Annotated in this window: 22 protein-coding genes; 11 read left to right on the plus strand and 11 right to left on the minus strand. The window is 65.6% G+C overall.

Translation table 11 applies throughout. The features are described from left to right. Positions 1-135 precede the first annotated feature (135 nt). The 7 genes from htpG to C7402_RS32825 all read left to right on the plus strand — a co-directional run bounded on the left by htpG (position 136) and on the right by C7402_RS32825 (position 7,952). On the plus strand, positions 136-2,049 hold the full coding sequence (gene htpG, locus C7402_RS32795) for a molecular chaperone HtpG (RefSeq protein ID WP_112174338.1): 1,914 nt from the start codon (positions 136-138) through the stop codon (positions 2,047-2,049). A gap of 125 nt (positions 2,050-2,174) precedes the next feature. Beyond that, positions 2,175-2,858, plus strand: coding sequence for a chorismate--pyruvate lyase family protein (locus C7402_RS32800; RefSeq protein WP_116613679.1), 684 nt, complete (start codon positions 2,175-2,177; stop codon positions 2,856-2,858). A 28-nt stretch (positions 2,859-2,886) separates the two neighbouring features. Then, positions 2,887-3,432 carry a DNA-deoxyinosine glycosylase gene (locus tag C7402_RS32805; RefSeq protein ID WP_112174337.1) on the plus strand — a complete coding sequence of 182 codons (546 nt, stop codon included), beginning with the start codon at positions 2,887-2,889 and terminating at the stop codon, positions 3,430-3,432. Positions 3,433-3,563: 131 nt separating this feature from the next. Next, positions 3,564-4,490, plus strand: coding sequence for a class I SAM-dependent methyltransferase (locus C7402_RS32810; protein ID WP_116613627.1), 927 nt, complete (start codon positions 3,564-3,566; stop codon positions 4,488-4,490). 358 nt (positions 4,491-4,848) lie between these two features. After that, positions 4,849-5,085 (plus strand): DUF3311 domain-containing protein, encoded by a 237-nt coding sequence (locus C7402_RS32815; protein WP_112174335.1) that lies wholly within the window; start codon positions 4,849-4,851, stop codon positions 5,083-5,085. Next, positions 5,082-6,632 carry a monocarboxylate uptake permease MctP gene (gene mctP, locus C7402_RS32820; RefSeq protein WP_112174334.1) on the plus strand — a complete coding sequence of 517 codons (1,551 nt, stop codon included), beginning with the start codon at positions 5,082-5,084 and terminating at the stop codon, positions 6,630-6,632. Before C7402_RS32815 ends, mctP begins: the two co-directional genes overlap by 4 nt. A 219-nt stretch (positions 6,633-6,851) precedes the next feature. After that, positions 6,852-7,952 carry an FUSC family protein gene (locus tag C7402_RS32825; RefSeq protein WP_244314999.1) on the plus strand — a complete coding sequence of 367 codons (1,101 nt, stop codon included), beginning with the start codon at positions 6,852-6,854 and terminating at the stop codon, positions 7,950-7,952. Between the two features lie 42 nt (positions 7,953-7,994). Here the strand turns inward: C7402_RS32825 and C7402_RS32830 are convergent, their stop codons facing one another. From C7402_RS32830 to C7402_RS32850, 5 genes are all read right to left on the minus strand, one after another. Continuing rightward, positions 7,995-8,423, minus strand: a complete 429-nt coding sequence (locus C7402_RS32830) for a VOC family protein (protein ID WP_116613629.1) — start codon at positions 8,421-8,423, stop codon at positions 7,995-7,997. 277 nt (positions 8,424-8,700) lie between these two features. Continuing rightward, positions 8,701-9,660 carry a transaldolase gene (gene tal / locus C7402_RS32835; RefSeq protein ID WP_112174331.1) on the minus strand — a complete coding sequence of 320 codons (960 nt, stop codon included), beginning with the start codon at positions 9,658-9,660 and terminating at the stop codon, positions 8,701-8,703. A gap of 320 nt (positions 9,661-9,980) precedes the next feature. Further along, entirely contained in the window at positions 9,981-11,207 is a 1,227-nt protein-coding gene (locus tag C7402_RS32840; protein ID WP_112174330.1) for a benzoate/H(+) symporter BenE family transporter, read from the minus strand. Between the two features lie 110 nt (positions 11,208-11,317). Then, positions 11,318-12,490 carry a vWA domain-containing protein gene (locus C7402_RS32845; RefSeq protein WP_116613630.1) on the minus strand — a complete coding sequence of 391 codons (1,173 nt, stop codon included), beginning with the start codon at positions 12,488-12,490 and terminating at the stop codon, positions 11,318-11,320. A gap of 34 nt (positions 12,491-12,524) precedes the next feature. Continuing rightward, on the minus strand, positions 12,525-13,376 hold the full coding sequence (locus C7402_RS32850; protein ID WP_112174328.1) for an AAA family ATPase: 852 nt from the start codon (positions 13,374-13,376) through the stop codon (positions 12,525-12,527). A gap of 450 nt (positions 13,377-13,826) precedes the next feature. Between C7402_RS32850 and C7402_RS32855 the strand changes: the two genes are divergently transcribed. Beyond that, a complete protein-coding gene (locus C7402_RS32855; protein WP_112174327.1) occupies positions 13,827-14,192 on the plus strand; it encodes a c-type cytochrome in 366 nt (121 codons plus the stop codon). Positions 14,193-14,206: 14 nt separating this feature from the next. Next, entirely contained in the window at positions 14,207-14,614 is a 408-nt protein-coding gene (locus C7402_RS32860) for a c-type cytochrome (protein ID WP_116613631.1), read from the plus strand. 156 nt (positions 14,615-14,770) lie between these two features. On the opposite strand, the gene C7402_RS32865 is transcribed toward C7402_RS32860, so the two are convergent. The 3 genes from C7402_RS32865 to rsxB form a co-directional block, all read right to left on the minus strand. Beyond that, positions 14,771-15,205, minus strand: a complete 435-nt coding sequence (locus C7402_RS32865; protein ID WP_112174325.1) for a DUF1841 family protein — start codon at positions 15,203-15,205, stop codon at positions 14,771-14,773. Positions 15,206-15,298: 93 nt separating this feature from the next. After that, positions 15,299-15,943, minus strand: a complete 645-nt coding sequence (nth, locus tag C7402_RS32870) for an endonuclease III (protein ID WP_116613632.1) — start codon at positions 15,941-15,943, stop codon at positions 15,299-15,301. Positions 15,944-15,955: 12 nt separating this feature from the next. Then, a complete protein-coding gene (gene rsxB / locus C7402_RS32875) occupies positions 15,956-16,792 on the minus strand; it encodes an electron transport complex subunit RsxB (protein ID WP_116613680.1) in 837 nt (278 codons plus the stop codon). 428 nt (positions 16,793-17,220) lie between these two features. On the opposite strand from rsxB, the gene C7402_RS32880 reads away from it, so the two are divergent. Then, positions 17,221-17,853 carry a TetR/AcrR family transcriptional regulator gene (locus C7402_RS32880; protein WP_112174323.1) on the plus strand — a complete coding sequence of 211 codons (633 nt, stop codon included), beginning with the start codon at positions 17,221-17,223 and terminating at the stop codon, positions 17,851-17,853. A 99-nt stretch (positions 17,854-17,952) separates the two neighbouring features. On the opposite strand, the gene C7402_RS32885 is transcribed toward C7402_RS32880, so the two are convergent. From C7402_RS32885 to C7402_RS32895, 3 genes are all read right to left on the minus strand, one after another. Continuing rightward, positions 17,953-19,260: a polyhydroxyalkanoate depolymerase gene (locus C7402_RS32885; RefSeq protein WP_116613633.1), complete on the minus strand. Its 1,308-nt coding sequence runs from the start codon at positions 19,258-19,260 to the stop codon at positions 17,953-17,955. Positions 19,261-19,567: 307 nt separating this feature from the next. Then, a complete protein-coding gene (locus tag C7402_RS32890; RefSeq protein ID WP_116613634.1) occupies positions 19,568-21,430 on the minus strand; it encodes a glycoside hydrolase family 15 protein in 1,863 nt (620 codons plus the stop codon). A gap of 153 nt (positions 21,431-21,583) precedes the next feature. Beyond that, positions 21,584-21,733 (minus strand): DUF3096 domain-containing protein, encoded by a 150-nt coding sequence (locus tag C7402_RS32895; protein ID WP_091998393.1) that lies wholly within the window; start codon positions 21,731-21,733, stop codon positions 21,584-21,586. Positions 21,734-21,950: 217 nt separating this feature from the next. On the opposite strand from C7402_RS32895, the gene C7402_RS32900 reads away from it, so the two are divergent. Then, the gene (locus tag C7402_RS32900; RefSeq protein ID WP_208949051.1) at positions 21,951-23,273 is read left to right on the plus strand and encodes a lactonase family protein; all 1,323 of its coding nucleotides are present in this window, start codon (positions 21,951-21,953) and stop codon (positions 23,271-23,273) included. The last annotated feature ends 38 nt before the right edge of the window (positions 23,274-23,311 follow it).

A 23,311-nucleotide genomic window follows, 5' to 3' on the forward strand; every position in this document is an offset into this window, starting at 1 on the left:
TGAAAACGGCGCCGTCTGTCCCCAAGTGGGCGGGCGGCGCGCCGCGATGCGAGATTTCGCTTTGTTTTGTTTCGCTGAGAACTCGCGGCCACACATTTGTCAGACCAGAACTGCAACGAAAGAGGACTCTCGACCATGGCCCAAGAAACCATGAGCTTCCAGGCAGAAGTGAAACAGCTTCTGCACCTGATGATCCATTCGCTGTACAGCAACAAGGAAATCTTCCTGCGCGAGCTGATCTCGAACGCGTCGGACGCGGCGGACAAGCTGCGCTTCGAGGCGATCGAAAACAGCGCGCTGTACGAGAGCGATCCGAACCTGCGCATTCGCGTGGGCTTCGACAAGGACGCGCGCACCATCACGATCGACGACAACGGCATCGGCATGAGCCATGACGAAGCCGTGGCGAATCTCGGCACGATTGCGCGCTCGGGCACCAAGGAATTCTTCGGCAAGCTCTCGGGCGACCAGCAAAAGGATGCGGCGCTGATCGGCCAGTTCGGCGTGGGCTTCTATTCGGGCTTCATCGTCGCGGACAAGATCACGGTGGAAAGCCGCCGCGCGGGCCTGCCCGCAGCCGAAGGCGTGCGCTGGACGAGCGCGGGCGAAGGCGAGTTCGCTGTCGAGACGATCGAGCGCGCGCAGCGCGGCACGACCATCACGCTGCATCTGCGCGAAGGCGAAGAAGAACTGCTTTCCGCGTGGAAGCTCAAGTCGATCATCCAGAAGTACTCGGACCACGTCGGCCTGCCCATCGAGATGAAGAAGGAAGAATGGGACGCCGAAAAGAACGAGATGGTCACGAAGGACGACTACGAGACCATCAACCAGGCGAGCGCGCTGTGGACGCGTTCGAAGAGCGAGATCAGCGACGAGCAGTATCAGCAGTTCTATCAGCACCTCGCGCACGATCACCAGAATCCGCTCGCGTGGACGCACAACCGCGTGGAAGGCCGCAGCGAATACACGCAACTGCTGTACGTGCCGTCGCACGCGCCGTTCGACATGTGGAACCGCGACCACAAGAGCGGCCTGAAGCTGTACGTGAAGCGCGTGTTCATCATGGACGACGCCGAGCAACTGCTGCCGAACTACTTGCGCTTCGTGAAGGGCGTGGTCGATTCGAGCGATCTGCCGCTCAACGTCTCGCGCGAAATCCTCCAGGAAAGCCGCGACGTGAAGGCGATTCGCGACGGCGTGACCAAGCGCGTGCTCTCGATGCTGGAAGAGATGGCGAACGCCGTTACGGATACCGAAGCGAAGGAAGAAGACAAGGCGAAGTACGCCACGTTCTGGACCGAGTTCGGCCAGGTGCTCAAGGAAGGCATTGGCGAGGATCACGCCAATCGCGAACGCGTGGCGAAGCTCGCGCGCTTCGCGTCGACGCACAACGAGGCGAACGAGCAGAGCGTTTCGCTCGCCGACTATGTCTCGCGCATGAAGCCCGAGCAGACGAAGATCTACTACGTCACCGCCGATACGTGGCAAGCCGCGAAAAACAGCCCGCACCTCGAAGTGTTCCGCAAGAAGGGCGTGGAAGTGCTGCTGCTCACGGACCGTGTGGACGAATGGATGCTGTCGTTCCTGAACGAGTTCGATGGCAAGCCGCTCGCGAGCGTGGCGCGCGGCGACCTCGACCTCGGCGCGCTCAACGACGAGGAAAAGCAGCAGCAGGAGAAGGTGAGCGAAGAACTCAAGCCGCTCGTCGAGCACATGAAGGAAGCGCTCAAGGACAAGGCTAAGGACGTGCGCCTCACGTTCCGCCTCACGGACTCGCCCTCGTGCCTCGTGGCAGACGAAGGCGACATGAGCGGCTACCTGCAACGCATGCTGAAGGCGGCGGGCCAGCAGGCGCCGCAGATGCAGCCGATTCTCGAAGTGAACCCGGAGCACCCGCTCGTCAAGGCGCTGCATGCGGATAGCGCGGACTTTGGCGACTGGTGCCATCTGCTGTTCGATCAGGCGCTGCTGGCCGAAGGCGGCGCGCTGGAGGATCCGGCGAGCTTCGTGAAGCGCACGAATGCGTTGCTGATCGGGCGCGCCGGCTAAGGTCAAGCCTCAAGCCTCACGCAGCCTTGTGTGATCGAAGCCCCTTGCGGTTGTCTGCCGTGAGGGGCTTTTTCTTTGGGCGGGCTCGCGGCGAACTGAAATCCTCGCGGCCTATAATGCGCGCCATGCCTCTCCGATTCGATGCCGCTGACGCGCACTGGCGCGTCACGCCCTTGCCCGCCCTGAGCGCCGACCAGAAAGACTGGCTCACGCGCGGTGGTTCGCTCACGGCGCACCTGCGCACGCTCGGAAGCGTCGAAGTGCGCGTGACCCGTGAGGCCGTGGCGATGCCCTGGTCCGACGAATGTGCGGCGCTCGGCCTCGCGCCCCGCGAGCGCGCCTGGGTGCGCGAGATCGCGCTTGTGGTCGACGGCGTGCCGTTCGTGGCCGCGCATAGCGTGACGCCGCTCGCGGCGAGTGACGGCGTATGGCAGGCCATGCGCCGCCTGCGCACGCGTCCGCTCGCGGAACTGCTCTACAGCGACAGCGGCGTGGCGCGCTCGGCGCTCGTGAGCCGTCGCGTGAGCGCGCGGCATCCGCTTTATGCGCTCGCCGTGCGCGAGATCGTGGCCGGGAGAACGCACGCGGCGCACGCGGCGCACGCACCGCATGCGTTCGTCGCGCGCCGCTCGGTGTTCGAGCGTGCGGGTGCGCCGCTGCTCGTGACCGAGTGCATGCTGCCCGCGCTGTGGTCGCGGCTTGAGAGCGGCCCCTTCGCGCACGCCATGCTTGAAACGGTGGTGCATCTCGGGCGCGAACGCGGCCCGCTCGATCACACCGCCTCGCGCGCGCATCACGCGCCGCGCTGAACGCTCTGCTCATGTTGATCACGTTGCCATGACGTTCAAGCGCTGCTTCGATCCCGTCGCCGATGCGCGCACGCGCGTGCTCATTCTCGGCAGCCTGCCGGGCGAGGCGTCGCTCGCGCATCAGCAGTATTACGCGCACAAGCAGAACAAGTTCTGGCATCTGGTGGGCGAGGTGATCGGCGAGGACCTCGTTGCGATGGAGTACGAAACACGGCTGCACACGCTGCGCGAGCATCGCGTTGGCCTGTGGGACGTCGTCGCGCAGGCGCGCCGCGAAGGCAGCCTCGACGGTGACATCCGCGATCACGAGGGCAACGATCTCGTGGCGCTCATCGAGCGTCTGCCCGCGCTCGAAGCGATCGCGTTCAACGGCGGCACGGCGGCGCGCATCGGCGAGCGCATTCTCGGCGCGCACGCACGGCACATGACGATCCTGCGGCTGCCCTCCAGCAGTCCTGCCTATGCGTCGATGAACTTCGCCGCGAAGCTCGTGCAATGGCGCGCATTGGACGAATTTGCAGGCGAACCCGATGATCGCAACGGTGCGCGCCTCGGCAAACGCGCGACGCGTTAGCCGAGGCGCCAGGCCCTCGCATCACGACGTATTGCCGTATAAACCCTGCTTGATGCGCGACGAATGCTATGCTCTCGGTCGCCCGAGCAGATGCACCTGCATTTGCGTCCCCACAGCAAGCGATTTTTCACATGACGACTCTCATCAAGCGCGCCTCCGCCGAGGCCCGCGCATTCAAGAAAACCGGCGCCGCAGCCCAGGGCGACGAGACCACGAGCAAGACCGCAAAGGTCACGAAGCGTCCGCGCCGCGCGGCCGCCGACGATCTCGACAGCGCCCCGGTCATCGAAGCGCCGCGCAAGCCGCGTTTCGCACCGGTCACGTTCTCGGAGGAGAGCGGCGTGCGCTATCTGCACTTCGGCACCGAATGGGTGCAGGGCGCGATGCGTCTGTCGAAGCCGCAACACATCGAACTCGAATACGCACAGCAGATGATGGCCTGGCTGCTGTTCCTCGCCACGCCCGAGCGCATCGTGCAACTGGGTCTGGGCGCCGCCGCGCTCACCAAGTTCGCGCACCGCTATCTGCGTCCCGCGAAGGTCGAGGCGATCGAACTGAATCCGGCGGTCGTGGTGGCCGCGCGCACGATGTTCGAACTGCCGTACGACGACGCGCGCCTCACCGTGCGCGAACTCGACGCATGGGACTTCGTGCACGACCGCGCCAATCACGGCACGATCGGCGCGCTCCAGATCGACGTGTATGACGCGACCGCGCGCGGCCCGGTGCTCGACAGCGTGGCGTTCTACCGCGCGGTGCGCGCGTGCCTGACCGATGCGGGCGTCGCGACGATCAACCTGTTCGGCGACCACCCGAGCTTCGTGCGCAACATGAAGCGCCTGAACGAAGCCTTCGACGGCCGCGTGATCGCGCTGCCCGAAGTGCATGAGGGCAACCGCGTGGCGCTGGCGTTCTCGGGTCCGGCGCTCGACGTGACGTGGGAGGCGCTCGAAAAGCGCGCGCGTCTGCTCGAAAGCAAGCTCGGCCTGCCGGCGCATCAGTGGGTGAAGGCGCTGCGCGAATCGAGCGGCCAGAACGGCGCGACGTTCTCGATCTGATCCGCCCGGGCGGCCGTTGCGCCGCCGCGGCGTCCGCCTGTAGCAAGGAGCCGGCCCGATGGCCGGCTTTTTTTCGTCCATACGCGGCGCTTACCTGGCAGATACCTGGCACATACACGGCCCATACCCGAGGAGTTCGGACGATTTACCCGACATGGCGCAAGACGTTGGCTCTTGACAACGTCCTCGGAATTGGGGTCCGCCCTGCTTGACCGTGCCGCGCCGCCTCTATACTCTTTTCAGCGCTTTCGGGGACCTTGTGGGCTATCCGCCGGCAAGGCCAACGGTCGCCTCACGCCGGGCGGCGGACCACACACAAAGCAAGGCCGTATAACTACATAAGCAACGAGGAGACGTCATGGCTCACGACGCCGACGCCGGAAAATCAAGCAAGCATTGGCTATGGCTTTTGCTGCTGCCCTGGATCGCCATGATCTGGGTGCCGTCATACAACAAGATCGAACCCACACTGTGGGACTTCCCGTTTTTCTACTGGTATCAGCTTCTCTGGGTGCTGATCAGCGCTGTCATTACCGCGCTCGTCTACTTCAAGACGAAGACCCGCAACAAGGCTAGTGCAGGAGGCGCGCAATGAACGTCACTGCAACTTTCGTCTTCGTCCTGCTCTTCATCGGCGTCACGATCATCGGCTTTCTCGCCGCGAACTGGCGCAAGGGCGATCTCGCGCATCTCGACGAATGGGGTCTCGGCGGCCGTCGCTTCGGCACGATCGTCACCTGGTTCCTGCTCGGCGGCGACCTGTACACCGCGTACACCTTCGTCGCCGTGCCGGCGCTCGTGTTCGGTGCGGGCGCAACGGGTTTCTTTGCGCTGCCGTACACGATCCTGATCTATCCGTTCGCGTTCGTCGTGTTCCCCAAGCTCTGGGCCATCGCGAAGCGCCACCACTACGTCACTTCGGCCGACTTCGTGAGCGCGCGCTATGGCAGCCGCATGCTCGCGCTCGCCATTGCCGTGACGGGCATCGTCGCGACCATGCCGTACATCGCGCTGCAACTGGTGGGGATCGAAGTGGTGATCGGCGCGCTCGGCTTCGACACGACGGGCTTCGTCGGCGACCTGCCGCTCATCATCGCGTTCGCGATTCTCGCCGCGTACACGTACACGTCGGGTCTGCGCGCGCCGGCCATGATCGCGGTGGTGAAGGACATTCTCATCTACATCACGATCATCGTCGCGATCATCGTGATTCCCGCGCAGATGGGCGGCTTCGGCCACATCTTCAGCGCGGTGCCGCCGGCCAAGCTGCTGCTCAAGTCGCCTGACGCCACGAGTTTGAACGGCTACAGCGCCTACGCGACGCTCGCGGTGGGTTCGGCGCTCGCGCTGTTCCTGTACCCGCACTCGGTCACGGCGATCCTGTCGTCGTCGTCGGGCAACACCATTCGCCGCAACATGGCGATGCTGCCCGCGTACTCGCTCGTGCTCGGTCTGCTCGCGCTGCTCGGCTACATGGCGCTCGCCTCGGGCGTGAAGGACATGCCGGAATTCGCGCCGTACTTCAAGGCCTTCGGTCCGAACTTCGCGGTGCCGGCGCTGTTCCTGCACTTCTTCCCCTCGTGGTTCGTGGGCGTGGCGTTCGCGGCCATCGGCATCGGCGCGCTGGTGCCTGCGGCGATCATGTCGATCGCGGCGGCCAACCTCTACACGCGCAACATCCACAAGGAGTTCATCAACCGCAACATGAATCACGAGCAGGAGACCAACGTCGCCAAGCTGGTCTCGCTGATCGTGAAGGTCGGCGCGGTGGCGTTCATCCTGGGGCTGCCGCTCACGTACGCGATCCAGCTGCAACTGCTCGGCGGCATCTGGATCATCCAGACGCTGCCCGCCATCGTGCTTGGTCTCTACACGCGCGTGCTCGACTATCGCGGCCTGCTGGTCGGCTGGGCGGTCGGCATTGGCACCGGCACGTGGATGGCGATTTCGCTCAAGCTCGCAGGCTCGATCTTCACGATCCACCTGTTCGGCATGGCGATTCCGGGCTACGCCGCCGTGTGGTCGCTGATCGTGAACCTCGTGGTGTCGGTCGCCGTGTCGCTGCTCGTGCATCTGTTCGGCATGCAGAAGGGCGAGGACCGTACGCGTCCGGAAGACTATCTCGACGTCGTCGAGAGCTGATCGGCCAAGGGCCAGCGCGGCCCGGCGCACGGCGCCGGGTCCGCTCCCGCCTCGAATGCCCGCAACGAAAAGTTGCGGGCATTTGTTTTTCTGGTGCACGATGGCTGCTGAACCGGCTCCCGACCCGCGCATGCCATGGCCTCGTCCGAAACCGAATCGTCCCCGCGTTCCAGTGCGCCGCATGTGCGGCCGCCGCACCGCCGCTCGCGCCTTGGGCGCATGTGGCGCGCGCTAGCCTCGCCTTACTACCGCTACCGCAACGCGAAGCTGATCCACAGCGTGCGCGTGGGCCTCGCGATGCTCGCGTCGATTCTCGCGACCTCGGGCATCGACATTCCGCACGGTATCTGGGCCTCGGTCACGCTGCTCGTCGTGATCGGCGGTCTTCAGCATCAGGGCAATATCCGCAAGAAGGCCGCCGAGCGCGCGCTCGGCACGCTGCTCGGCGCCGTGATCGGCCTCGTGCTCATCGTCGTGCAGGCCGTGACGGGCTCGGCGCCGCTCACCTATGTGCTGATGTCGATCGTCGCCGCAGTGTGTGGCTATTACGCGATCGGCAAGCCCGGCTACGTCGCGCTGCTGGCCGCCATCACCATGTGCATCGTTGCGGGCCACGGCGACAATCTCATTGATACCGGTCTGTGGCGCACGCTCAACGTGATGATCGGCATTGTCATCGCGCTCGCGTTTTCGTTCGCGCTGCCGCTGCACGCCACGTATTCGTGGCGCTACCGCCTGGCCGACAATCTGCGCGAGTGCGCGCGCGTCTACGCGCAAGTGGCCAACGGCGAGCACGTCGACACCGACCAGCAGGTGCAGACTTTCATGCGCTTGAACGCGCGGCTCGTGCAGTTGCGCGGTCTCATGCCTTCGGTGGCCAAGGAGATCGACGTGCCGCTCGCGCGCCTCGAACAGGTGCAGCGCCTGCATCGAGCGATCCTGAGCGCGCTGGAGATGCTTTCGACGGGAACGGGCAGCTACGAGCAGGCGCTCGTGCGCGTGGCGTTCGCACAGCGCGGCGAGCGGGTGCGGCGCGCGCTGCTCGCCACGGCGCGTGCGCTGCGCTTTGGCGGCGGGCGGCACCCCGAGGCGGCGGCGCAGGGGCTGCGCACGCCTTGCGCGAGCATGGCGGATGAAACGGCAGGCGAAGCAGGCGAAGCGGGCGAGCGGGACGCGAGCGCCGCGCTCGCGCCGCAGATGCAGGGACCGTACTGGCTCAGCCTGCGCGTGGAGGAGCAGGTGGAGTGCCTGCGCGCGCTGCTCCTCGAAACCGAGCCGCGCTGGAACATCGAGCGCGGCGCGACGCATCGCATGGTGTGACGCCGGGCGCGCCGCGCGTTCAGCGTGGCTTTGCGGCTGGCTTCAGGCCGGCGCCTGGAGCGGGGGCGCCGTGACCATCCACGGCACGCCGAATTTATCGTTGAGCATGCCGAAGCCCGGCGACCAGAAGGTTTTCTGGAACGGCATCGTCACGTTGCCGCCTTTGGCGAGCGCCGTGAAATAGCGCTCGGCCGTGGCGGCGTCGGGCGCGGTCAGCGAGATGCTGAAGCCGAGGAACTTGTCGTTCTGGGTCATGCAGCCGCCGTCGGACATCATGAGCTGCGCGTCGCCGACCTGGAGCGTCGCGTGCATGATCTTGTCGGCGAGGTCCGGCGGCAGGGGGCGCTCCGGATCGGGCGGCGCGTCCTTGAAGTGCATCTTGAACAGCTCCTGCGCACCGAGCGCTTCGTGATAGAACGCGATCGCTTCGGCGCAATTGCCGGGGTAGGAGAGGTAGGGCTGGATTTGCATCGTCGGTTTCCTTGCGGACGGGACGTTGGCCGGCCCTGGGCGCGAGGGTATGCGCGGGGCCGGATCGCGCGGCGGGTTGCGCCGCTGCCCTGATTCTAGGCGCGCGCGTGGGCCGCACGGAGCGCTCCGACGCCAGGGTTTGCGAGAGCGCAGACGGGAATGGACGTTGCAGAGTCTTTGCCAGCAAAAAGGGCCGCACATGCGGCATGTGCGGCCCTTGCTGGTCATCGATGCATTGAAGCGCGCCGGGCGAACCGCCGGCGCGTGCGCAGGCGCATCACTTCGCGCGCAGTTCCTCGATCATCTTTTCGAGCTTGATCGCGTCGGCGGCGAACGCGCGGATGCCTTCCGCGAGCTTTTCCGTCGCCATGGCGTCGTCGTTGAGCTGGAAGCGGAACGACGACTCGTCCACGGCCACGCGCTCGATGTGCGCGTCCTTGAACGCTTCCGGCGAGAGCTTGCGCTCGACCTTCTCGTTGCTGTCGTGGAGCTTTTGCAGCAGGTCCGGGCTGATGGTGAGCAGGTCGCAGCCGGCCAGTTCGACGATCTGGCTCGTGTTGCGGAAGCTCGCGCCCATCACCTCGGTCTTGTAGCCGAACTTCTTGTAGTACGCGTAGATCTTGCGCACCGACTGCACGCCCGGGTCGTTGGCGCCGCCATCCTTGGCGTCGTCCCAGTCGGCGCCCTTGGCCTTCTTGTACCAGTCGTAGATGCGGCCGACGAACGGCGAGATGAGCTGTGCGCCCGCTTCGGCGCATGCGGCGGCCTGCGCGAGCGAGAACAGCAGCGTCATGTTGCAGTGGATGCCGTCCTTTTTCAGCGCTTCGGCGGCGCGAATGCCTTCCCAGGTGGAGGCGAGCTTGATGAGCACGCGCTCGCGGCCGATGCCGGCCTGCTTGTACAGGTCGATGATGTGGTGCGCCTTGTCGATCGACTTCTTCGTGTCGAACGAGAGGCGGGCATCGACTTCAGTCGAGACGCGGCCCGGAATGATCTTGAGGATTTCGGTGCCGAACGCGATCAGCAGATGGTCGATGATCGACTCGAGCGACTCGCTCGCGTGATCGCGCACGGTTTTTTCGAGCAGCGGCCGGTACTCGGCCTTCTGGACGGCCTTGAGGATCAGCGACGGGTTGGTGGTCGCGTCCTGCGGCTTGTACTGCACGAATTGCTGGAAGTCGCCCGTATCGGCGACGACGGTGGTGTACTGCTTGAGCTGATCGAGTGCGGTAGTCATGTCAGGCCTTGTGGGCGCGTTTGCGCCAGCGTCGGTGAGAGTTGAACGGCCGGTGCGCGCGGGCCGGGAGGCTCGCTCGCGCCGGGCGGAACGCGAAAATGGCGAAAGAGCGCTGCGTGGCTGCCGGCCGGCTCGCAGGGATGGCGCGAAGCCGGGCGGTGCGCTTCGCCGCGCGGGTGGGCGCGGCTCACATCATCATTTTATGGCGGAAACGCACCGCGTTGCGTTTCGCGCGGGCAGGAGGGGCACGAAGGGGGCACGAACGGGGCCACGAAGGTCGCCGCACGCGCCGTGCCTCCGGCCGACCCTCGGTTCGCCTCTCACGCGCGGCGCGCGGTCAGCACGAACTGTGTGATGACCCCCGCCACGAGCCCCCAGAACGCCGCGCCGATGGACAGCAGCGTGAGCCCCGAGGCCGTCACCATGAACGTGACGAGCGCCGCTTCGCGCTCCTTCGGGTTCTGCATGGCGTTGGTGAGGCCGCTCATGATCGAGCCGAACAGCGCGAGCGCGGCGATCGAGACCACGAGTGCCTTCGGGAACGCCGCGAACAGCGCCGCAATGGTCGCGCCGAAAATGCCCGCGATCAGGTAGAAAATGCCGCACCACACGGCCGCCATATAGCGCTTGGTGCGGTCTTCGTGGGCGTGCGGGCCGGTGCAGATGGCGGCGGTGATGGCCGCTAGGTTCACGCCGTGCGAGCCGAACGGCGCGAGCACGAGCGAGGCAAGGCCCGTGGTGGCGATGAGGGGCGAGGAGGGCGCGGCCGTGTGGTCGTAGCCGTCGGCGCGCAGCACGGCGATGCCGGGCACGTTCTGCGAGGCCATTGCCACGACGAAAAGCGGAATGCCGATGCTCACCGCCGCCGTGAGCGAGAACGCCGGCATCGTGAAGACGGGCTTGGCCACGGCCACGCGGAACTGGCTGAAGTCGAGCAGCCCGAGCGCGGCGGCGGCCGCGATGCCGATCACGAGCGTCGCCACGATGGCGTAGCGCGGCACGAAGCGCTTCACGATCAGATAGCCGAAGAACATCGTGAGCACGAGCGGGGTTTGCACCTGCGCCGCGTGAAAGATCTCGATGCCGATCTCGAACAGGATGCCCGCGAGCAGCGCCGCGGCGATGCCGCCGGGAATGCGCTTCATGAGCGTGTCGAACCAGCCGGTGAGGCCGACGGCCGTGAGCAGCACGGCGCAGACGATATACGCGCCGATCGCCTCGGCATAGGGCACGTGCGGCAGCGAGCTGATGAGCAGCGCCGCGCCGGGCGTGGACCACGCGACCACGATGGGCGCGCGGAACCACAGCGACAGCCCGATGGTGGTCACGGCCATGCCGATGGAAAGCGCCCAGATCCACGAGGAAATCTGCGCGTCGGAAAGATGCGCGGCCTGGCCGGCCTGGAACATCAGCACGAGCGAGCTGGTGTAGCCCGTCATCATCGCGACGAAGCCGGCCACGATCGTCGCGACCGAGGTGTCGGCAAAGGGCCGCAGCGGTCCCGGCCTGAACGTCGCAGGCAGGTCGGGGGAAGAGGGGGAGGTCATGCGGGGTGTCTCCGGATTATGCGTCGATATAACGAGTTCGGGCGGCGCGGCCTGGTGTGACACTCAGGCACGCGCCGCCTCGAAAAAGCGGTCAGGGCGGGGGCTCGCGCCTATTTGCTCAGCACGCGCATGGCCGTTTCGAGCCCGGCGACGGTGAGCGGATACATGCGGTGGCCGAGAATCTCGCGGATGACCGATACCGACTGGCGGTATTCCCATAGTCGCTCGGGCTCGGGGTTGAGCCACGCGAAATGCGGGAACTGGTCGGCGAGACGGCGCAGCCACACGGCGCCCGCCTCCGGGTTGTTGTACTCGACCGAGCCGCCCGGTTGCAGCACCTCATACGGGCTCATCGTGGCGTCGCCGACGAAAATGAGCTTGTAGTCGGGCGTGAACTTGTGCAGCAGATCCCACGTGGGCGTGCGCTCGGCGTGGCGGCGGCGGTTGTTCTTCCACAGGTAGTCGTAGACGCAGTTGTGGAAGTAGTAGAACTCCAGATGCTTGAACTCGGCCTTGGCCGCCGAGAACAGTTCCTCGGTGCGCTTGATGTGATCGTCCATCGAGCCGCCCACGTCGAGCAGCATCAGCACTTTCACGTTGTTGTGGCGCTCCGGCACCATCTTGAGGTCGAGCCAGCCCGCGTTCGCGGCGGTGCTGCGGATCGTGTCGCCGAGATCGAGTTCCTCGGCCGCGCCTTCGCGCGCGAAGCGGCGCAGGCGGCGCAAGGCCACCTTGATATTGCGCGTGCCGATTTCGACCTGGTCGTCGTAGTCGCGGTACGCGCGCGCGTCCCACACCTTCACGGCGCTGCGCTTGCCGCCTTCGCCGCCGATGCGGATGCCCTCGGGGTTATAGCCGCCGTGGCCGAAGGGCGAGGTGCCGCCCGTGCCGATCCACTTGCTGCCGCCTTCGTGGCGCTCCTTCTGTTCTTCGAACAGTTCCTTCAGGCGCTCCATGAGCTTGTCGAGCCCGCCCATCGCTTCGATCTGCGCGCGCTGCTCGGGTGTGAAGTCGCGCTCAAGACGCTTCTTGAGCCAGTCTTCGGGAATCTCGAAGGCGAGTTCGGACTTCTTTTCGATGCCGCGAAAGTACGCGCCGAACGCCTGGTCGAAGCGGTCGAAGTATTGCTCGTCCTTCACGAGCGTCATGCGCGCGAGGTAGTAGAAGTCGTCGAGCGAGGGCGCGATCACGCGCTCCTTGAGCGCTTCGACGAGCGTGAGGTACTCCTTCACGGAAACCGGCAGCTTCGCGTCGCGCAGCGTGTAGAAGAAGTCGATCAGCATGCGGTGTCTCCGGCTCTCGCGCGCGTGGTGCGTATCAACGGTTGTGGCGGTTCATGTAGATGAGGCGCTCGAACAGCGTCATGTCCTGCTCGTTCTTGAGCAGCGCGCCTGCGAGCGGCGGCATCGACTTCGAGCCGTCGGCCGCACGCAGCGCCGCAGGCGGAATTTCTTCGGCGAGCAGCAGCTTGAGCCAGTCGAGCAGCTCCGAGGTGGACGGCTTCTTCTTCAGGCCCGCCACGTTGCGCAGCTCGAAGAAGCTTTCCATGGCCGCGTTGAGCAATTCCTTGCGGATGCCCGGATAGTGCACCTCGACGATCTGCTGCATCGTGGCCGGGTCGGGAAAGCTGATGTAGTGGAAGAAGCAACGGCGCAGGAAGGCGTCGGGCAGCTCCTTCTCGTTGTTCGACGTGATGATGACGAGCGGACGCTGCTTCGCCTTGACGAGCTGACGCGTCTCGTACACGTAGAACTCCATGCGGTCGAGTTCGCGCAGCAAGTCGTTCGGGAACTCGATGTCGGCCTTGTCGATCTCGTCGATCAGCAGCACGCTCTGTTCCTCGGACTCGAACGCCTGCCACAGCACGCCTTTCACGATGTAGTTGGCGATGTCCTTCACGCGCTCGTCGCCGAGCTGCGAGTCGCGCAGGCGCGAGACCGCGTCGTACTCGTAAAGCCCCTGCTGCGCCTTCGTGGTGGACTTGATGTGCCATTGCATGAGCGGCATGTTCAGCGCCGCCGCGACTTCCTCGGCCAGCATGGTCTTGCCCGTGCCGGGTTCGCCCTTGATGAGCAGAGGGCGCTTCAGCGTGATCGCGGCGTTGACCGCGAGCTTGAGGTCGTCGGTGGCGACGTACTGCGATGAGCCTTCGAAACGCGTGGCGCGCATGGTGAATCCGCTCGCTGGAAAAAAATCCCAGTATAAGTCAGATGGGGTGTTGCGTCGGAGGCGCCTCGCGTATCGTTGGCTCCGCTCTTTGGGGCACGGTTGCCGGGGCAACGGTGCCGCGCCGGAGCCGCGAGTGAGCTGGCGGCAGGTCGGCGCGGCGCGCCAGGGTTGATCCGGACATGGCGGCGCAAAAGCGCGCGCAACCGGGCGGCGGGGCGCGCCAGACGTGCGCTCCGAGCCCACGCCAGGCCCACCGCAAGGGCCTCCCAGGGCCGCCGAAGGCCGCCTGGGCGCGGGGCGGCCGGTGGACGGCCGGCGCGGCGTCGCGGTATACTCGGACCGATTTTTTTCGGCCTGCACGGCGACCCCAAAAGTAAAACAGCAGTAATGCGGCGCAGGCCGTGGCCTGCGGTTCGGGCGTTCGAATCCCCTCAAGCCAGGTTGGATGCTATGAAAAAAATTGTCGGCAAGCACGTCATCAGCGGTGCGATAACCATGCTGGCGTGCTTCGCGGTCACGGCCCACGCGGACATCGTGGGCAACGCGAAGGCGGGTCAGGACAAGGTGGCGATGTGTATCGGCTGTCATGGTATTCCCGACTACCGCACCGCTTATCCCGAGGTCTATCACGTGCCCATCTTGGGCGGCCAGAACGCGCAGTACATCATGAGCGCGCTGCACGGGTACAAGAAGGGCGACCGGCATTTCGCGACGATGCACGCGATCGCGTCCTCGCTCAGCGACCAGGATATCGCCGACATCGCGGCCTACTACTCGTCGCAAACGGCCGCGTCGAAGAACAATCCCGACAAATAACCGGCGGAGACCCCATGAACAAGCCCTACACGGCTGTGCCCTCGTCTGTGTCCGCCGGTTCCACCTTCAAGCTCGCAGGCGCGGCGCTGGCGCTGGCCCTGACCGCCGCGCTCGCGGCGCATCCGGCGCACGCGGCCGACGCCTCCAACGGCAAGGCGCTTTCCGACAGCCATAACTGCGCGGCCTGCCACGGCCCGGGCCTGAACAAGCCCGTGAGCCCCGAATATCCGAAGCTCGCCGGCCAGCACGCCGATTACATCTACTGGGCGCTGCGCCAGTACCAGATGGGCAACGGCAACCCGCATCTCGGCCGCAACAACCCGATCATGCAGGCGCAGGTGCAGAGCCTTTCGCAAAGCGACATGAAGGATCTCGCCGCGTACATCGAATCGCTCAAGGGCGATCTGATCGACAAGAAGTGAGCGTGAGGGCGGTGCGCGTCATGCGCGCCGCATCATGCGAAACACCCCGCGCGGGCCTCGTTTTCGACGAGGTTGCGCGGGGTGTTTTTTTGCCCTGCGTATCAAGGCCCGAAGCCCGAAGCCCGAAGCCCGAAGCCCGAAGCCCGAAGCCGGGCGTCAGTCGCGCGTGGCGCGGCGCTCGATGCGGGCGAGATAGGCGTCGGTGTCCGGCGGCGTGTTGGTGCGCTGCGCTTCCCAGATCGTTTCGCCCAGGCACTCCATGATCGCGTGCTGTGCGTCGTGCGTGGAGCCCATGCGCGCGGCGAGCCTGTCATGCGCGGCGCGAATGCCGGGCGGCTGGTCGATCGAGAGCTGCTCGCTGATCGCGAGATGCATCGACAGATGCAGGAAGGGATTGCTCTGGCCGCGCTCGGGGGAGTAGTCCTGCGCGGCGGCCGCTTCGGCGTCGGCGAGCTCGGCGTGATACTCCGGGTGCTCGACGATCCAGTCGGCGGCGATCGCCTCCAGCGGCGTGAGGATTTCGCCCGCGCGCTGCTTGCGCCAGGTCTCGGTGAAAAAGCGGCGGACTTCGTCGCGGCTGGGATTGAACATCGTGGGTCGTGTGTATCGGTGAGGCGGAATTCGCGCGGCATCGCTGATGCGACGCCTGAAGCGGTCATTTTACGCCCGCGGGCGCACGCTCGCTCAGAGCTCCGGCGGCGGCGTTTTCGGCTTGAAATCGCACAGCGGCTCGATCACGCAATGCCAGCATTCGGGGCGGCGCGCCTTGCACACATAGCGGCCGTGCAGAATGAGCCAGTGATGCGCGTCCTGGCGAAACTCGGGCGGCGTGAATTTTTCGAGCGCGGCTTCCACGGCGCGCACGTCCTTGCCGGGTGCGAGGCCGGTTCGATTCGCAACCCGAAAGATATGCGTGTCGACGGCGATGGTCGGCTGGCCGAACGCCGTATTGAGCACGACGTTCGCGGTCTTGCGCCCAACCCCTGGCAGTCCTTCCAGCGCCTCGCGCGTTTGCGGCACTTCCCCCGCGTATTGCTCGATGAGAATGCGGCAGGTCGCGATGACGTTCTTCGCTTTCGTGCGATAGAGGCCGATCGTCTTGATGTAATCGGCCACGCCTTCCTCGCCGAGCGCGAGCACCGTTTCCGGCGTGTTGGCGACGGGAAACATCTTGCGCATGGCCTTGTTCACCGACACGTCGGTGGCCTGCGCGGAGAGCATCACGGCAATCAGGAGTTCGAACGGCGTGCTGAACTCCAGCTCGGTGGTGGGATGCGGATTGAGGCTTTGCAGCGTTTCGTAGATGGCGCGGCGCTTGGTGGCGTTCATGCTCGTTGTGCGTTAGGGCGCGGATTCGTCGTCGTCCGAAGTGTTCGTGTCGATACCGATGCGCTTGCGTCGCGCCTCGGCCGCGTCGATCTGCGCCTGCACGTCGGCGCTCACGTGATCCGTATTGCGCGGGCCTTCGCCGCGCTCGGCGAGTTCGGCCTTCTTGCGGCGCGCGCGTTCGAGCGCCGCCTGGATGATCGCTTTCTTCTTCGCTTCGGCGTCGTCCGCAGCGGGGCTTGCCGGTTGCGCAGCAGGTGCTGCCATGGCCGTGTCGGTAGGCGCCTCCGCCTGCGCGCTCGCAGCGGCGCGGCGCGCGGCCGCGCGTGCTTCCGCTGCATTGCGCTCGGCGGTTTGGCGCGCGAGCCGGCGGTCATGGCGCACGCGCGCTTCGTCGGCCTGCTGCTGGGTCCATGCGTCCCAACCCGTGGCTTCACCCGTAACGGGAATCATTGCTATGCAATCGACGGGGCAAGGCGCGACACACAGATCGCAGCCCGTGCATTGATCCTTGACGATGGTGTGCATCTGCTTCGGTGCACCGACGATCGCGTCGACCGGGCAGGCCTGCATGCATAGCGTGCAGCCGATGCACAACTGTTCGTCGATGAAGGCGACCGGGCGCTCGCGCTCGATACCGTTGTCGGGATTGATCGCGATGACGGGTTTGCCGAGCAGTTGCGCGAGGCGCGCAACCCCCTCAGCACCGCCGGGCGGGCACTGGTTGTAGTTGGCGGCGCCGGAGGCGACGGCTTCGGCATAGGGCCGGCAGGCGTCGTAGCCGCACTTCGTGCATTGTGTCTGGGGCAGCAGATCTTCGATGCGATCTGCGAGTGTTCTGGAATCGTTCACGGTCGCAACTTCTGGGCGGGCCGGGCGGCGGCGCGACCATGCGCGCACATGGTCTGGCAGGGCGCGCACGCACAGCGCCAAAGCCTGCATTATCGCCGATTTCCCGCATTGCCATCGGCGGGCCATGTGCCATAATCAAAGCGCTTAATGCGAAAGCGCCTGGCAATCCAGGGAGAATCCATAGACGTAACGCAGTACACGTCACGCACGGCAGGCGAAGCGCCTCGCGATAAGCAACAGGGGAAGAACGATGTCGTCATCGAATGACATCAAACAAGAATGATCGCAAGACCGTAGGTCGGAGGGTGTCTGTCCATTAACCTGGCGCGCCCCGCACAACGCTGTCGATACCAGGGCGAGGAGAGGCCCGGTGCGGTATCGCCCGGCAGCGTGAACCGGACAACGCGGCTTACCGAGATCCTGCCACCATGAATCAGCCAAAAATCAAAAGAGATCCTGAAGGCACACGTCGTCGCATCCTGCTTGCCGCGGCGGAGGAATTCGCCAATGGCGGCCTGTTCGGCGCACGCGTCGACCAGATCGCACGGCGCGCGGAAACCAATGAGCGCATGCTCTATTACTACTTCGGCAGCAAGGAGCAACTCTTCACTGCCGTGCTCGAGCACGCCTTCGGCGCGCTCAACGAAGCGGAGCGCGCGCTCGATCTCGCCGGGCTCGCACCGGTCGAGGCGATCACGCGGCTCGCGCATTTCGTCTGGGACTATTACCGCGACAACCCCGAGTTGCTGAGGCTCGTGAATAACGAGAATCTGCACGAGGCGCGATATATGCAGAAGTCCACACGAATTCGCGAGATGATCTCGCCGATCGTGGCAACGCTCGGCTCGATCCTCACGCGCGGCGAGTCCGCCGGGCTGTTCCGCCCGAGCATCGATCCGTTGCGGCTTTATGTGACGCTCTCGGGCATGGGCTACTACATCGTGTCGAACCGCTACACGCTCAACGCCACGCTCGGGCGCGACTTCAGTACGACGGCCGAGCGCGCGGAAATCATCCAGCTCAATACGGAAATGCTGCTTGCGTATCTGATGCGCAAGTGATGCCCGACTGACGCGCGAGCGTATTTCAAGCGCACAAATGCAACGCGCCGTCCTGGGACGGCGCGTTGTGCGGTGCTGCTGCGTATCTTGCGTGCGGCGTCAGGCGACCGCGCCCTCGGCCGAGCGCCCGCGTGCGGAAGGCTGCTTGCCCGCGTGGCCGGCGGCCTGCTCATGCTGGCGGATGAAGTCGCGCAGTTGCGGGTAGATGATCGTGCGCCAGCGGCGGCCCGAGAAAATGCCGTAGTGGCCGCACTTTTCCGCGGTCAGGTGATGCTTGTCGGCCTCGGGAATGCCCGTGCACAGATCGTGCGCGGCGCGCGTCTGACCGGAGCCGGAAATGTCGTCGAGCTCGCCTTCGATCGTGAACAGCGCCGTGTCGCGAATGTCCTGCGGGCGCACGCGCTCGCCGGCCACGTCCCACGTGCCTTCCGCGAGGCTGAAGTCCTGGAATACGGTGCGAATGGTTTCCAGGTAGTACTCGGCGGCCATGTCGAGCACCGCGTTGTATTCATCGTAGAACTGGCGATGTGCTTCGGCGTCCTCTTCGTCGCCGCGCAGCAGGCTCTTGTAGAAGTCCCAGTGCGCCGTGGTGTGGCGGCCCGGATTCATCGCGACGAAACCCGCGTGCTGGAGGAAGCCCGGATACACCTCGCGTCCTTCGCCCGGATAGTTGGCCGGCACCGTGTGAATCACGTTGTTCGCAAACCAGTCGAGCGAGTGCTCGGTGGCGAGCGAGTTGACGGCGGTGGGGCTGCGGCGCGCGTCGATCGGGCCGCCCATCATCGTCATCGTGAGCGGGGTGTCCTCGCCGCGGCTCGCCATGAGCGAGATGGCTGCGAGCACGGGCACCGTGGGCTGGCAAACGGAGAGCACGTGCAGGTTCTTCGCGCCGATATGGCGGATGAATTCCTGGATGTACCCAACGTAGTCGTCGAGGTGGAACGCACCGGCTTCGAGCGGCACCATGCGCGCGTCGATCCAGTCGGTGATGTACACCTTGTGGTCTTGCAGCAGCGTGCGCACGGTGTCGCGCAGGAGCGTGGAGTGGTGGCCGGAAAGCGGCGCGCACACCAGCACGGCGGGCTCGTCCTTGAGCGCGGCCACGGCGCCGGTGTCGTCGGCGTAGCGCTTGAAGCGCAGCAGGCGGCAGAACGGCTTTTCGACGATGGTCTGCTCGACGATCGGAATGTTGAAGCCGTCCTTCACGATCTGGCGGATGTTGAACTCGGGCTTTTCGTAGTCCTTGCCGAGGCGATACAGCAGTTCATAACCTGCGGCGAGGCGCGTGGCGCCCGGCACGAGCGAAAACGGGCTCGATGGATTCGAGAACGATTTCGAGGCGGCCTGGGCCCAGGCGGTCAGCGGGCTCAGCAACGCGCGCTGGAATTCACGGATTTGGTAGAGCATGGGCGCTCCGGCATCTTCATGGGGCGGTTCGCACCCGGGTCGCGCGCGGATGAGGCGCGGAGCAGATGCGGGCCGGCAAGGTTGGTCGGTCAGTCAATCAGCTTGTTTATCGGCCGCCGCCACGGGGGCTTTAGCGCGAGCTGCTGAGCAGGCGTCCGGCGGCTCGTGGCTGCCGGCGCGCTGCAAGGCGGCACGCGCATGAAAGCGCCGCGAGGCGGCGCGGGCGGTCCTTTCCACCCGGTCGTTGTGCAACGCAACATGCCTAGTGTACCGCAGCTCGCGAAAACGTCCAGGCGGTTTCGAACAATTACGATGCGGATGCAACAGCCGGCTCGGCCGACGCGCCGTTGGCTACCGGGTGCCCCGTTGCCTTCGCCATTTCCTGTTCGTGCCGCATCAGATTCAGACCCGTGTGCACGAGCGCCACGTGCGAGAACGCCTGCGGGAAATTGCCCACCAGCCGGCCCGCGATGGGGTCATATTCCTCGGCGAGCAGCCCCACGTCGTTGGCGAGCGAGAGCAGGCGCTCGTACATGCGTCGCGCGTCGTCCATGCGGCCCTGTAGCGCGAGGTTGTCGACCATCCAGAAACTGCACGCAAGGAAGGTGCCTTCGCCGGGGGGCAGACCGTCGTTGAAATCGGTGGTGCGGTAGCGCATCACAAAACCTTCACACATGAGCTCGCGCTCGATCGCCGCCACCGTGCCCGCGATGCGCGGGTCCGCCGCGGGCAGGAAGCCCACCAGCGGCATGAGCAGCAGGCTCGCGTCGAGGTCGGTGCCGCCGTAGATCTGCGTGAAGGAGTTCATCTCCTTGTTGAAGCTGCGCTCGCAGATGGTGGCGTGGATCGTGTCGCGCAATTCGCGCCAGTGGTCGATCGGCCCCGGCAGTTCGAACTTTTCCGCCGATTTCACCGCGCGGTCGAACGCGACCCACGCCATGACCTTCGAGAACGTGAAGTGCTGGCGGCCGCCGCGCGTTTCCCAGATGCCCTCGTCGGGCTTGGTCCAGATCGTCTCAAGGTGTTCGAGCATCGCGCACTGGATCGACCATGCGGTGTCGTCGGCTTGCAGGCCGCCCACGCGCGCCAGGTGCAGGGCGTTCATCACTTCGCCATACACGTCGAGCTGGAGCTGGCCGACCGCGTTGTTGCCCACGCGCACGGGCTTCGCGCCTTCGTAGCCGGGCAGCCAGTCGAGTTCGAACTCGGGCAGGCGGCGCTCGCCCGCGATGCCGTACATGATCTGCAACTGCGAGGGCGAGCCTGCCATCACACGGCCGAGCCACGCGCGCCAGGCGCGCGCTTCGTCGTAGTAGCCGCCGCGCATCATCGCGAGCAGCGTGATGGTGGCGTCGCGCAGCCAGCAGTAGCGGTAGTCCCAGTTGCGCGTGCCGCCCAGTTGCTCGGGCAGCGACGTAGTGGGCGCGGCGACGATGCCGCCCGTGGGCTCGTAGGCGAGCGCCTTGAGCGTGATGAGCGAGCGGCGGATCGGCTCGGCCCAGCGGCCTTCCACGGTGCTGCGCGAGGACCACTCGGTCCAGAAATTCTCGGTGCGCGCGAGCGCCGTGAACGGGTCGCGCGGCGGCGGCAGGCGCAGATGCGAGGCCGCGTAGGAGAGCGAAAACGGCACGCGTTCGCCTTCCTTGACGTCGAACTGCGCGACCGTGTGCATGTTCTCGCCCTGGAGATCGACGGGCGTGCGCAGCACGGCCGTGTCGGGGCCGACCGTGGCCTTGATGCCGCTTTCGTAGGTGAGGCGGCTCACCCAGGGCACCGAGAAACCGTAGTCGAAGCGCAGCACGAGCCGGCTCTCCATGCGCACGGTGCCGCGCCGCCCGACGACGAGGCGCACGAGCTCCGACCAGCCATTGCCTGGCGGCATGAAGTCGATGAGCGTGACCGCGCCGTCCGGCGTTTCGAAATCGGTTTCGAGGATCAGCGTTTCGCCGCGATAACGGCGCGTGGTCTTGATCTCGACGGGCGTGCCGTCCTCGGGCTGAGCGGGGGCGATGAGCCAGCGGCCGTTCTCTTCGGTGCCGAGGAGGGCGGCGAAGCACGCGCCGGAGTCGAAGCGCGGCCAGCAGAGCCAGTCGATGGAGCCGGCGCGGGACACGAGCGCGGCCGTGTGGCCGTCGCCGATCAATGCATAGTCTTCAATGGGTGCGGGCATGGTAAGCAGAATGACAGCGTTGCTCGGTAGCGTAAGCCGCTTGCCGCAGTTTCGCGGCATGCACGCACAAGAGTAGTGGCAGCGAGGGGGGCCGCGCAACGCGTTTTGCGCGGCAACACGCGCAAATACTTGCTGCGCAGACGTCAACAAACATCAGAGATGGCCGCCGACGCCGAACAGGCCGATGATCCCGATGATGATGAGGTACAGCGCGACGATGTAGTTGAGCAGGCGCGGCACGGCGAGAATCAGAATGCCTGCGATGAGCGCGACGAGCGGCCCGATGGCGACGTGAATGTTCATGACGGCTCCGTGGTGTTGCTGCGTGGTGGTGTTCCGTATGCGTGTTCCGCGGGGTGCTGCGCGCGTGCGGGGCGGCGGCGCGCAAGCTCTCTTATACTGGGCCGGTCTTGCCCGGCGTCACACGACATGGGGCGGCTTCGCGCCGAGGGCCCGGCGCTCGCCGCCGTCGCGCGATGCCGATCCGCTCCATCGCATCGACAAGAAAAAGGAGGTCGAGATGTTGCTTCGCCGTGCCACCGCAATCGCCGTGCCCGCGCCCTCCCGCTCATCGGTTCGCTCATCGGCTCGCGCAAGTACGCGTGCGCGCCGCAGCGCGCGCGGGCCCGCGCAGCGCCTCACCCAGCTCATCAAAGGTTTCGTCATCATGGCTTCCGTCGCAGCGGCGCCTGCGTTCGCGCAATCGACCTCACAATCGACGTCGCAATCCGCTTCCACGAGCGCGGGCGGTGTCTACAACCTCATCGTCGGCACCTATACGGGCGGCAAGAGCGAGGGGCTCTACGTCTACCGCTTCGACACGAAAACCGGCGACGCGCAACCGGTGAGCGTCGCGAAAACGGTGAACCCGTCCTATCTCGTGGTGAGCAAGGACAATCGCTACGTTTATGCGGTGAACGAGTTGCCCGGCGACAACGGCCCCGCGAGCCTGCGCGGCGACGTGAGCGCGTTCGGCTTCGACGCCGCGAGCGGTCAGCTCACGTTTCTCAACAAGGTGTCGGCGCAGGGCAACGATCCGTGCTACCTGAGCCTCTCGCCGGATGGACGCTATCTCTTCGTCGCCAACTATTCGGTCGCGGCCGACCCCGGCGGCAGCTTCGCGGTGTTGCCCGTGCAGCAGGACGGCAAGCTCGGTGAATCCGTGCTCACCGTGCATCACGAGGGCGGCGGTCCCGTGAAGGGGCGTCAGGACAACGCGCACGTGCATTCGACGGTGTTCTCGCCGGATGGCCACTACCTGTTCACGCAGGATCTCGGCACCGACAAGCTGTGGACCTATCTCTATACGCCGGACGGCAGCCGCGGTCTGGTGAGCCCGACTGAATGGCGCTACACGGATGTGAAGTCAGGCAGCGGTCCGCGTCACCTGATCTTCGGCAATGACGGCCGTCACGCGTATCTCACGAGCGAGCTGGCCGCCACCGTGACGGTGTTCGCCTATCACGACGGGCATATGAAGCTGGAGCAGGTGGAGAAGCTGGCGGAGCCGGGCTTCAAGGGCACGCAGGGCGCGGCGGCGCTGCACCTTTCGCCGGACGGCAAGTTCCTCTATGTCTCGAATCGCGGCGACGCCAACGACATCTCGATCTTTGCCGTCGATGGCGACAGCGGGAAGCTCAAGCGCGTGGGGCGCCAGTCGAGCCTCGGCAAGTCGCCGCGCGAGTTCGCGATCGATCCGAGCGGCCAGTGGCTCATCGTCGGCAACCAGAACAGCGATACCGTCTACGTGTTCCGCCGCGATCAGCAGACCGGCTTGCTCGAGCCGAACCCGAAGCGCATCGATATCGGCTCGCCGGTCGATTTCAAGTTTGTCGCGCAGTGACGTCTTGAGTTGAGTAAAGAAGGCGCAAGGCGCGCCTT

This window comes from Paraburkholderia unamae (assembly GCF_003096875.1).
Taxonomy (GTDB): domain Bacteria; phylum Pseudomonadota; class Gammaproteobacteria; order Burkholderiales; family Burkholderiaceae; genus Paraburkholderia; species Paraburkholderia unamae.